Genomic DNA, 10572 nt, shown 5'->3' with positions numbered 1-10572 from the left:
ACATGGGCGGCGAAGAAGGCGTCGGCGAAGGCCGGATCGCGCGTGACCTCGGCAAGGCCGCGGCGCAGGTCGTCCGGCGCATAGGGCCGCTCGTTCACCCCGTGCGTCCGCCACAGGTGGCGCATGTAGTCGTCCAGCGTGACTGCGCCCCGTCCGCGCAGCTCCAGATCCAGAGCGAAGGCGATGACCGCGCCATAGGGGTAGTAGGAGGCGAAGATGTTCGGATTGGTCGGGTCCAGCGCCGTGGCGGCGTCGGTGAACGGCGCCCGCAGGCTCATCTCCTGCGGCGAGCCGTAGGCGCGCGCCGGGGAGTTCTGGATGAAGCCCAGCTGTCCGCCCATCTCCGCGAGGAATTCGTCGACCGTGCTCTCGCCCGCGCGGCGGATCGTCAGCGGCCCGTAGTAGCTGGTGAAGCCCTCGGCGAACCACAGTGAAGGCGTCGGGTTGGCGCGGGTGAAGTCGAACGGCTCCAGCTCGCGTGGGCGCAGACGCTCCACGTTCCAGGCGTGGATGAACTCGTGGCTCAGCGTGCCGAGCTGGTCGTATTCGGCGGCCGCCAGCGAGCGGGTGTCGACGATGTAGGTCGAGTTCCGGTGCTCCATCCCGTCGCCGGTGGCGTGCGGCACATAGTCGGCGAGGAAGGTGTAGGTCCCGAAGTCGAAGTCCGGCACGTCGCCGAAGACCGCGATCTGCTGCGCCACCACCTTCTTCGCCTTCTCCGCGAACGTATCGGCCTCGGCCGCCGTGCCCGGGTGGTGGACGGCGATGCGGATGGTGCGGGGAACGCCGGCGTCGTCGACCTGCCACTCGCGCACCATGTGATCGCTGAGCTCGGCCGGGCTGTCCATCAGGTACTGGAAGCTGGGAGCGAAGAAGGCGTTCGGATCGTCGGTCGGCCGCAGCTGCGTCGCGATCTTCCACTCGGGCGCATAGGGCCGGAAGCGGACCAGCGCCGCCCGCTCGTCGAAGCCGCGCGCCCACATCAGGGTGGCGGGCATGTTCAGGTGGGCGTGGGTGGCGTCGATCTGGGAATAGGTGCCGTCGCCCCGGTCGGCGTACAGGGTGTAGGTCAGGGCGACCGTGCCGTCGTGCTCGGGCACCGTCCAGCCGTAGGGATCGGTCCGCTCGACCCGCAGCGGCCGGCCCGCCCCGTCGATTGCCGAGACCGAATAGACGTTCTTGGCGAACTCATGGATGGCGTAGCGGCCCGGGGACGAACGCGACATCTCGAACCGGAGGGGCGCGCTGCCGACCTCACGGTAGGTGACGGTGATCCGCGCCTCGTGATGGACGGCGTTGTCGAAGCTGAGCTCGTACTGGACCGCCGGCCCCTGCTGGGCCAGCGAGGGCCCTGCCGCCAGGAGCAGCGCCATGGCCGCCGTCGCCAAGCACAGTCGTTTCATCGGGTGTCCCTCGCCTGCCTCTTATCCGAACCGTCGCGCGGGCGGCGCGGCTTGGCAAGCGGCCGCCGCAGCCCGGATCGTCAGGCCGCGTGCAGCTCCTGCTTGACCCGTTCGGCCAGCGTCTTGATGTCCAGCGGCTTGGGCAGGAAGGACACCCCGACTTCGTCCTGAAGCAGGTCCGAGAAGTCACTCTCGGCGTAGCCCGAGATGAACAGCACCGGCGCATCGCCCAGGAACGGCCGCGCCTTCTTCAGAAGGGCCGGCCCGTCAAGCCCGGGCATGATGACGTCGGAGATCATCATGTCGATGGTGCCGGCGTGTTGTTCCGCCAGTTCCAGCGCCTCTTCGCCGTCGGCGGCCTCAATGACCTCGTAGCCGCGCTGGCGCAGAAGACGGGCGGCGATGCCCCGCACGGCGGCTTCGTCCTCGACGAACAGGATGCGGCCCGCGCCAGACAGGTCGCGCGGCGCCTTGGCCTTGACCTCGACCGGCGCGACCTCGGCCAGTTCGGCCTCCGCCGCCTCTGGCAGGAAGATGCGGAAGGCGGCGCCGCCGCCCTCAAGGTTGGCGACGTTGATGTGCCCCCCCGCCTGTTCGACGATGCCGTAGACCGTGGCCAGCCCCATGCCCGTGCCCTCGTTCACCGCCTTGGTGGTGAAGAAGGGCTCGAAGATCTTGTCGATGATCTCGGGTGGCACGCCCGGTCCGGTGTCGGTCACCTCGATCAGGGCCACGGCGGCGCTGGACGGCGCCGACCAGCCGAGCGCCCGAGCCTGCTCGGCGCTCAGTCGCGACGTGCGGATGGTCACCACACCGGCGCCGGGCTCGACCACGCCGCGCATGGCGTCGCGAGCGTTGACGGCGAGGTTCATCACCGCGGTTTCGAGCTGGGACTTGTCGGCCAGCACCACCGGCAGGTCGCGGCCGTAGTCGGTCTCCAGCCGCACGTCCTCGCGCAGCAGGCGGCGCAGCAGGACCGCGAACTCGCCGACCAGCTCGCCCAGATCCAGCCGCTCGCGCCGCACCGTCGACTTGCGCGAGAAGGCCAGAAGCTTGCGCACCAGGTCGGCGGCGCGGATGGCCGTCTGGCGGATCTCGTTCAGCCCCTCGTACGAGGGATCGCCAACCGGATGCTTCTCCAGCAGGCCCGACAGCTGCAGCTGGATCGCGGTCAGCAGGTTGTTGAAGTCGTGCGCCACGCCGCCGGCCAGCTGGCCCACCGCCTGCATCTTCTGGGCCTGCGACAGCTGCAGCTCCATCGACTTCTGGGCCGAGACGTCAAACAGCCAGATGCGTCGCCGGTCGCCTTCAGGGGCGACGTAGAGGTGCAGCATCTTGTCCGGGAAGGCGCGGGCGACCAGTTCGATCGGGCCGGAGGAGCCCTCGGCCAGCCGCAGTCTCGCTTCCGTCACGCCCGCGGGGTCGAACAGGTGGCCGAAGGCGGCGTCACGGGCGGCGGCGGGGCCGGTCAGAACCTCGAGCGCGGCGTTGGCCTCTTCCACCTTGCCGGCGAACAGGTCCTCGGCGGCGATGACCGCCGACCCGAACGGCGCGCCGGCGGCCATGGCGCGGCTTTCGGCGGCGTTCGAATGCACGGCGGGACGACCGGGCGTCGACGGCGGGGCCAGCATCACGGCCTCGGGCGCGGCGCGGACGAGGAAGCGGCGCTCGCCCGCCTGGCCGATCAGCACTTCCTGTTCGCGGTCGCCGATCACCACGATGGCGCGGCCCTGCTCGCCGGCGCGGGCCTGTGCGAAGGCCATGTAGAGGGCGGAGGCGGACTTGCCTTTTGGCAGGGCGGTGGTCGCGCCGTTGGCTTCGGCCCAGGCTCCGTTGTAGGCCAGCACCTGACCCGTGGCCCAGACCAGGGCGGCGGGTTCGGCCATGGCGTCCAGCAGATCGACGGCGGCGTCCCCCAGCGGCTGCTTGCCCTCGCTGCGCGAGAAGGAGAACAGGCCGATCAGGGCCACCGCCACGACGGTGAAGATCAGCACCAGGCCGGGCGCGCTCAGCGGGTCCGCCCGAAAGGCCGGATAGGCCAGCGCCCCGACGGCCACGATCGAACCGACCGCCGTCAGGATCAGCAGCGGATCGAACGGTCGCCCGCTCGCGGTCCTCGCAGGTGCGGTCATGGCGCCTCGGCCCGAATCAGATGGGGCAACATACGGCATAGTGTGCCGTATGCGGGCGAGGCGCGAATCCGGCGTCAGGCGGCCTTCAGCGCCTCGGCGCGGGCGTCGCGGGCGGCGTTGATGCGAGCTTCGGCGATGGCGTCGGCGATCTCATGCGTCGGGCGTTTTTCGACCGCCGAGCGCTCGAGCACCTCGTCCAAGGTCTCCATCAGACGGGACAGCTTGGCCTCGACCCAGGCCGGGTCGTAGGCGCCGCCGGTCTGGCGCGCCTTCAGCTCGGAGGCCACGTTGATGATGCCGCCGCCGTTGACGACATAGTCGGGCGCGTACAGCACGCCGCGCTCGAACAGACGCTGGCCGATGTCGGGCGTGGCGAGCTGGTTGTTGGCGGCGCCGACCACGGCCTTGACCGTCAGCCGGTCCAGCGTCTCCGGGTTCAGCGTCGCGCCCAGCGCGCAGGGGGCGTAGATGTCGGCCTTGACGTCATAGATGGCGTCCGGCGCGACGATCTCGGCGTTGGTCCGAGCGGCGACTTCCGACAGCAGGGCCGTGTTGACGTCCGTCATGATCAGCTTCGCGCCGGCGGCGTACAGCTTGTCGGCGAGGTAGCCGCCGACGTGGCCGATGCCCTGAACCGAAACGGTCAGGCCGGTCAGGTCGTCCTGCTTCCACAGGCGGCGGGCGGCGGCGAGGGTCGAGCGGAACACGCCCTCGGCGGTGACCGGGCTCGGGTCGCCGGAGGCCTCGGCGCCGTCGTTCAGGCCCAGCACATACGGCGTGACCTTCCGCGCCTCGGCGATGTCGGAGACCGACACGCCGACGTCCTCCGCCGCGTAGTAGATGCCGCCGAGGGTGTGCACGGCGCGGCCGAAGGCGCGGAACAGCTCCGGCGACTTCTGCGTCCGGCTGTCGCCGATGATGACCGACTTGCCGCCGCCCATCTCCAGATCCGCGACCGCGTTCTTGTAGCTCATGCCCCGCGACAGCCGCAGGACGTCTTCCAGCGCCTCGGCGCTCGACGCGTAGCTCCACATCCGGGTGCCGCCGACAGCCGGGCCGCGGGCGGTCGAGTGGACGGCGATAATCGCACGCAGGCCGGTCTTTTCGTCAAAGACCGCGTGGACGCCTTCATGGTTCGCGAAGGATGGGGAATCGAACAGCGTCTTACCCATGGCGGGCGTCTCCCGGGGTGATTTTTTGTTGCGCGCACATACGCGCCGCAACCTGTCAGAGCAAGCGCGGCGGTTTCACGTCACCGTGCGGCGGCTTCTGACCTCAGGGCGGGGAGCACAGGACCGGCCCCGGACGGCAGGGCGCCGTCGGGGTCGCGCAGCCAGGCCTCGACGTCCCGGTAGACCGTCTCCGCCTGCAGGTCGCGGTTCAGGATGTGCCAGCCTTCGGGATAGAAGCCGGTGCGGAACCCGGGCCGTTCGCCCGCCCGCTCCAGCGCCCGCAGCATCGGCCGCTTCTGGATCACGTTGTCGCTGGCGCCGTACAGCAGCAGGGTCGGCGCGCGGATCTCGCCCAGCCGGGTCGAAGCAGTCTCCATCAGCCCCACCAGGCCATAGAGCGCGTCGAACCGGGTCGAGAGGATGCTGTTCGGATCTCGGCCGTTGCGGATCAGCTCCAGCATGTTGTCCGAGGCGTGCCGGTCGCGGACCGCCCAGGCTGGCGCGGTCACCGCCCGCTCGCCCATGATCCGCGCCGTGACCCACAGGCTGGCGCGGTTCAGCGGCCCTTGCGCCGACCAGCCCCACACCGCCGGCGCCAGCAGCACGACGCCGTCCGCCGCGGGCGGGCGGTCCGAGGCGAAGGCGGCGATCGCCACCGCCCCGCCCATGCTCTCGCCGACGACCGCAATCCGCGCCCGCGGGTGACGCGCTCGGGCCAGCGCAACCGCGGTGCGGAGGTCTTCGGTCATCCGACCCTCGCCCGCCCAGACGCCGCGGCCCGGCGCCTGCCCGAAACCGCGCTGGTCGACGGCCCAGGTCTCGATCCCGCGCTCCGCCCACCACGGTCCCGCCAGACGCCAGGCGGCGCGGCTGTCGTTCATCCCGTGCAGGGCGACTACCACCGCCCATGGTTCGCCCTCCGGCGCCCACCGCGCCAGCGGCAGACGGGCGCCGTCATCCATGACGAGGGAGTCGGCGGTCAGCGCCGGCCCGGCGAAGCCTGGCGGCGGCGTCAGCGGCGGCTGCACGGCCGGGGTGGCGCAGGCCGAGAGGCCAAAGGCGACCGCGAGGGCCAGCCCCCGAAAGAAGGAAGATCGACGACGGGCCTTCGCAGTCATTCTCCCAGAATGCCCTGAACCCTCTGGCGAAGATACGGCAGCACCTCGGCCTCGAACCACGGATTCTTCTGCAGCCATGCCGTATTGCGCCACGACGGATGAGGCAGGGGCAGGATCGTCGGCGCATACTCAGCCCACGCCCGCACCGTCTCCGTCATATTGATCTTCGCCCGCTCGCCCAGCGCCCAGACCTGGGCGTAGCCGCCGACCAGCAGCGTCAGCTCGACCGTCGGCAGCTCCGCCAGCAGCCTCGGCCGCCACAGCTCGGCGCACCGGCGTGGAGGCGGATAGTCGCCGCCGCCTTTTCCGTTCTTTTCGGGCGCAGTGCCTGGATAGCAGAAGGCCTGGGCGGCGACGCCGATGCGGCGGTCGGCGTAGAAGGTCTCGTAGTCCACCCCCAGCCACTGGCGCAGCCGGTCGCCCGACGGATCGGTGAACGGCAGCCCGCTCTCATGCACCCGCCGCCCCGGCGCCTGACCACAGATCAGCAGGCGGGTCTCCGGAAAGACGCGAACCACCGGTCGCGGCGTATGCGGGAGGTGACCGAGACAGGCGCGGCAGGCCCGGATGTCGTTGAGGACCGCGTCGAGGCCGCTTGTCTCAGGCGAAGTCGTCATCGCCCTCGACGACCGGCGGCAGGGCCGCCAGCGCCGCCGCCGTCTCGGCCTCTGTGGGCAGGCGCAGGCGGATTACGCCCTTGACCGCGTTCGGGTCGACCGGTTTGCCCTTCTTGGTGATGGTCAGCCGCCCCTGCCGCATCAGGCCCAGGGCGCAGGCGCGCACCTTGGGCAGCATCCGCTGCCATTGCTCGGGCTGCAGCTCCTTGGCGACTTCCGCCGGCTCGATGCTCTTGCCGCCGACGCCCTTGGGGTCGGCCTTCGCCAGTTTTTCGAAGATGGCGGTTTCGATGGGGTCGCTCATCGCGCCTGTATGGTGCATTGCGGGATCAGAATGAAGGCGCCCGGCTCAAGTAGCGCGTCGCGCGGTAGCCGAAGAGGATTCCATGGTCGAGAAAGTCACGGTCACGGAGGGCGAGTTCGCCGGCTGGCAGACCTACGACCTGCACGGGACGTTCGATCAGGTCGTCGGGCCCTTCTACTTCCGCCCTGACCCGGATGGGCGGATGCGTTGCGCCTTCCGCGCCGAGCCCAAGCACATGAACGCAGGCCATCGGATGCATGGCGGCTGCCTGATGACCTTCGCCGACATCGCCCTGTTTCAGACCGCCTATCAGGAGATGGAGGGGGCCTCGGGCGTGACCGTGTCGCTGGAATCGACCTTCATCGACGGCGCCTATGTGGGGGAGCTGGTCGAGGCGACGGGCGAGGTTATCCGCGCGGGCAAGTCCCTGATCTTCGTCCGCGGCCAGATCCATGCGGCCGAGCGCGTGCTGATGACCTTCTCGGGCGTGATCCGGAAGTTCGAGAAGCGGAGCTGATCAGCCGTCGATGATGTCCTGCAGGAGGACGGCCATCCGGCGCTCCATGTCGGCGCACTGATCCGGCGTCAGGTTGTCGATGCACAGCTCGCTGCCGATAGAGACGCCCATCATGACGCCCGCCGCCAGCCGCGCGCGCACCGGTGCGTCCGGGCCGCCCAGCCATCGCTCGAACGGGCCGAAGAAGCAGTCCTGACCATTGCGCTGGACCAGTTCCGCCGCCTTGGTCGAGCCGATCGAGCGCAGCATGATCAGCATATGCTCCAGCTTTCCGGCGCCGTGTTCCTTGTAGATCGCTTCGCGGGCCATTCGCTGGCCGAAGGTCGAGCGGTCGCCTTCCATGATCCGCGTCTTGTCGCCTGATGCATTGAGCACGGCGATGAACAGGTCTTCCTTCGAGCCGAAATAGCGGGACACCAGCGCCGCATCGACCCCGACGTCGCGCGCGATGTCGCGCATGCCGACGTCGTCATAGCTCTCCCGCGCGAAGCGTGCGCGGGCGGCCTCCAGGATGGCGGCGCGGGTCGCCTCGGCGTTACGCGGCCGCGGCGCGACGGGACAAAACAATTTGTGATCTCCGGGAAAGCCCCACACTGCATATGGCTTTGTCAACCGCTGTTGACAAGCGCAACCGGCATCACCATTAAGTCACCGGGCGTTGACTAGCCGGCCTCCTCCCCGTGCGCCGCGGTCGACAAGACAGGGACTGAACGTTCATGCGCACCGCGAAGATCGTGGCCGCGTCCGCCTTGATGGCGGCCGCCCTCTATGGCTGCAGCCGGAGCGAGGCGCAGGCCCCGCCGCCGGCTCCCTCGGTGACCGTCGCGGTTCCGCTGGTCCGCGCCGTACAGGACTGGGACGAGTTCACCGGCCGGTTCGAGGCGACGCAGTCGGTCGAGGTTCGCGCTCGCGTCGGCGGCTACGTCTCGGGCGTCCACTTCCGCGACGGCGACTATGTGCGGCGCGGCCAGTTGCTGTTCACCCTCGACCCGCGCCCCGCTCAGGCCGCTCTGGCCTCGGCCCGGGCCCAGCTGGCGCAGGCCCAGGCGCAGATCAGCCTGGCCCAGAGCGAGCTCGCCCGTTCGGAGACCCTGCTGGAGTCCCAGGCCGTGTCGCAGGCCGAGGTCGACACCCGGCGCGGCGCCCTGCAGACGGCGCAGGCGGCCCTCGCCGCCGCCAACGCCAGCGTGCGCGCCCGGCAGCTGGACCTCGAGTTCACCCGCGTCACCGCGCCGATCTCGGGCCGCGTCTCTGACCGCCGCGTCGACGCCGGCAATCTGGTGGCCGGAGGCTCGTCGGCCGCCGACGTCCTGACCACCGTGGTGTCCAGCGCGCCGATCCACTTCGTCTTCGACGGGTCGGAGGCCGTGCTGCTGAAGTATCAGCGTCAGGCCCGGCAAGGCGCCGCGCCCATTCAGGTCCGGCTGCAGGACGAGGCCGACTTCGTGCGGGCCGGCACGCTCGACTTCACCGACAACGCCGTCGATACCGCCTCGGGCGTGATCCGGCTTCGAGCCGTCATTCCCAACGCCGACGGCTTCCTGAAGCCGGGCATGTTCGGCCAGGCCAGGCTCGCGGGAGCCGGAACCTACAACGCCATGCTGGTGCCCGACGCCGCCGTGGCCACCGATCAGGCCCGCCGGATCGTCTATGTCGTCGCCGCCGACGGCTCGGTCGCGCCGAGACCGGTGCAGCTGGGACCGCTGGTGGACGGGCTGCGCGTGGTCCGCTCCGGCCTCCAGCCGACTGACCGCGTCATCATCGCCGGCGTCCAGCGCATCCAGCAGCCGGGCATGAAGGTGCAGGCGCGCAACGGCCGGATCCAGCCCGTCGCGCAACCGCAACAGGCCCCGGTGACCACGTCCGCCCCGGCTTCGACCGCGACCTTCGCCGCCAGCCTGTCCTCGGGCGACTGATCCGGACATGAACATCTCGCGCTTCTTCATCGACCGGCCGATCTTCGCGGCCGTGATCGCGGTGTTCGTCACCCTGATGGGTGTGTTCGCCTATCCGCTGCTGCCGCTGTCGCAGTATCCCGAGATCGCCCCGCCGACGATCACCATCAACACCGCCTATCCCGGCGCCTCGGCCGAGACGGTGGCCGAGACCGTCGCCGCGCCGATCGAGCAGGAGGTCAACGGCGTCGAGGGGATGCTGTACGTCTCGTCGTCATCCACCTCCGACGGCGCCGTCTCCGTGACCGTGACCTTCAACCCGGGCACCGATCTGGATGCGGCCCAGGTTCTGGTCCAGAACCGCGTCGCCCTCGCCGAACCGCGCCTGCCCGAGCAGGTCCGCCAGATCGGCGTGACGGTGAACAAGCAGGAGAGCGGCTTCCTGATGATCCTGGGGCTGACGTCCCCGGACAAGTCGCTGGATAACGACTACGTCGGCAACTACGCCCAGTCGGTGCTGCGCGACCGTCTGCTGCGGGTCGACGGCGTCGGCGCCGTGCAGGTGTTCGGCGGCGGCAACTATTCGATGCGCGTGTGGATCGATCCGGCGAAGGCCGCCGGGCGCGGTTTGACCGGCCCCGACATCGTCGCCGCCCTGCGGGCCCAGAACGTCCAGGCCGCGGCCGGGGCCATCGGCCAGCCGCCGTTCAACACCAACGCCGCCGCCTTCCAGCTGCCGGTTCAGGTCCAGGGCCGCCTCAGCAATCCGGACCAGTTCGCCGACATCGTCATTCGCACGGACGCGCAGGGCCGCGTGACCCGCGTCCGCGACGTCGCCCGCGTCGAGCTGGGCGCGCAGGACTACGGCATCCGCGGCTTCTTCGACGGCGAACGCGGCGTCGGCGTCGCCATCATTCAGCAGCCGGGCGCCAATGCGCTCGGCACCGCGGAACGGGTGCAGGACGAGATCGAGGCGCTGAAGGCCGACCTGCCCCAGGGCATGGACGTGTCGGTGGCCTACAATCCGACCGAGTTCGTCGCCGCGTCCGTGGAGTCGGTTCAGCACACCCTGATCGAGGCGGTCATCCTCGTCGTCCTGGTGGTCATCGTCTTCCTGCAGACCTGGCGGGCGGCGATCATCCCCATCGTGGCCATCCCGGTCGCGCTGGTCGCCACCTTCGCCGTCCAGCTGATGTTGGGCTTCTCGATCAACTCTCTCAGCCTGTTCGCGCTGGTCCTGGCGGTCGGCATCGTCGTCGACGACGCCATCGTGGTGGTCGAGAACGTCGAACGCTACATCCGCCAGGGGCTGACGCCCAAGGAGGCCGCCTACCGCTCCATGCAGGAGGTGTCGGGCGCCCTGATCTCGATCGGTCTGGTGCTGGTCTCGGTGTTCGTGCCGACCATGTTCGTG

General features: G+C 69.9%; 10 protein-coding genes. 3 read left to right on the top strand and 7 right to left on the bottom strand.

Going from position 1 to position 10572, the window contains the following annotated elements:
• From VGB60_RS02585 to VGB60_RS02560, 6 genes are all read right to left on the bottom strand, one after another.
• A partial coding sequence (locus VGB60_RS02585; RefSeq protein WP_331036720.1) for a M61 family peptidase occupies positions 1 to 1403 on the bottom strand: 1403 nt, incomplete at its 3' end.
• A gap of 80 nt (positions 1404 to 1483) precedes the next feature.
• Complete coding sequence (gene cckA / locus VGB60_RS02580; RefSeq protein ID WP_331036719.1) at positions 1484 to 3535, bottom strand: cell cycle histidine kinase CckA; 2052 nt, start codon at positions 3533 to 3535, stop codon at positions 1484 to 1486.
• A gap of 74 nt (positions 3536 to 3609) precedes the next feature.
• Positions 3610 to 4707, bottom strand: coding sequence for a Glu/Leu/Phe/Val dehydrogenase (locus tag VGB60_RS02575; protein WP_331036718.1), 1098 nt, complete (start codon positions 4705 to 4707; stop codon positions 3610 to 3612).
• Positions 4708 to 4787: 80 nt separating this feature from the next.
• Entirely contained in the window at positions 4788 to 5825 is a 1038-nt protein-coding gene (locus tag VGB60_RS02570; protein ID WP_331036717.1) for an alpha/beta fold hydrolase, read from the bottom strand.
• Positions 5822 to 6442: a uracil-DNA glycosylase family protein gene (locus VGB60_RS02565; protein WP_331036716.1), complete on the bottom strand. Its 621-nt coding sequence runs from the start codon at positions 6440 to 6442 to the stop codon at positions 5822 to 5824. The genes VGB60_RS02570 and VGB60_RS02565 overlap by 4 nt, the downstream gene beginning before the upstream one ends.
• The gene (locus tag VGB60_RS02560) at positions 6426 to 6746 is read right to left on the bottom strand and encodes a DUF3253 domain-containing protein (protein ID WP_331036715.1); all 321 of its coding nucleotides are present in this window, start codon (positions 6744 to 6746) and stop codon (positions 6426 to 6428) included. The genes VGB60_RS02565 and VGB60_RS02560 overlap by 17 nt, the downstream gene beginning before the upstream one ends.
• Positions 6747 to 6828: 82 nt before the next feature.
• On the opposite strand from VGB60_RS02560, the gene VGB60_RS02555 reads away from it, so the two are divergent.
• Positions 6829 to 7263 carry a PaaI family thioesterase gene (locus VGB60_RS02555; protein WP_331036714.1) on the top strand — a complete coding sequence of 145 codons (435 nt, stop codon included), beginning with the start codon at positions 6829 to 6831 and terminating at the stop codon, positions 7261 to 7263.
• On the opposite strand, the gene VGB60_RS02550 is transcribed toward VGB60_RS02555, so the two are convergent.
• Positions 7264 to 7830 (bottom strand): TetR/AcrR family transcriptional regulator, encoded by a 567-nt coding sequence (locus tag VGB60_RS02550; RefSeq protein WP_331036713.1) that lies wholly within the window; start codon positions 7828 to 7830, stop codon positions 7264 to 7266. It lies immediately after the preceding gene.
• A gap of 149 nt (positions 7831 to 7979) precedes the next feature.
• Between VGB60_RS02550 and VGB60_RS02545 the strand changes: the two genes are divergently transcribed.
• Positions 7980 to 9179, top strand: a complete 1200-nt coding sequence (locus tag VGB60_RS02545; protein ID WP_331036712.1) for an efflux RND transporter periplasmic adaptor subunit — start codon at positions 7980 to 7982, stop codon at positions 9177 to 9179.
• A gap of 7 nt (positions 9180 to 9186) precedes the next feature.
• On the top strand, positions 9187 to 10572 hold a 1386-nt coding region (locus VGB60_RS02540; protein WP_331036711.1), incomplete at its 3' end, for an efflux RND transporter permease subunit.

Origin of the sequence: Brevundimonas sp. (assembly GCF_036399195.1) — a bacterium.
In the GTDB taxonomy this organism is placed as follows: Bacteria; Pseudomonadota; Alphaproteobacteria; order Caulobacterales; family Caulobacteraceae; genus Brevundimonas.
The sequence above is the reverse complement of the archived record's forward strand: the minus strand, read 5'-3'. Positions and strand labels throughout refer to the sequence as shown.

Bases quoted from the DNA above. Each gene is read 5' to 3' on its own strand.
- VGB60_RS02560 (WP_331036715.1), bottom strand. From the start codon at position 6,746: ATGAGCGACCCCATCGAAACCGCCATCTTCGAAAAACTGGCGAAGGCC.
- cckA (WP_331036719.1), bottom strand. From the start codon at position 3,535: ATGACCGCACCTGCGAGGACCGCGAGCGGGCGACCGTTCGATCCGCTG.
- VGB60_RS02570 (WP_331036717.1), bottom strand. From the start codon at position 5,825: ATGACTGCGAAGGCCCGTCGTCGATCTTCCTTCTTTCGGGGGCTGGCC.
- VGB60_RS02575 (WP_331036718.1), bottom strand. From the start codon at position 4,707: ATGGGTAAGACGCTGTTCGATTCCCCATCCTTCGCGAACCATGAAGGC.
- VGB60_RS02565 (WP_331036716.1), bottom strand. From the start codon at position 6,442: ATGACGACTTCGCCTGAGACAAGCGGCCTCGACGCGGTCCTCAACGAC.
- VGB60_RS02545 (WP_331036712.1), top strand. From the start codon at position 7,980: ATGCGCACCGCGAAGATCGTGGCCGCGTCCGCCTTGATGGCGGCCGCC.
- VGB60_RS02555 (WP_331036714.1), top strand. From the start codon at position 6,829: ATGGTCGAGAAAGTCACGGTCACGGAGGGCGAGTTCGCCGGCTGGCAG.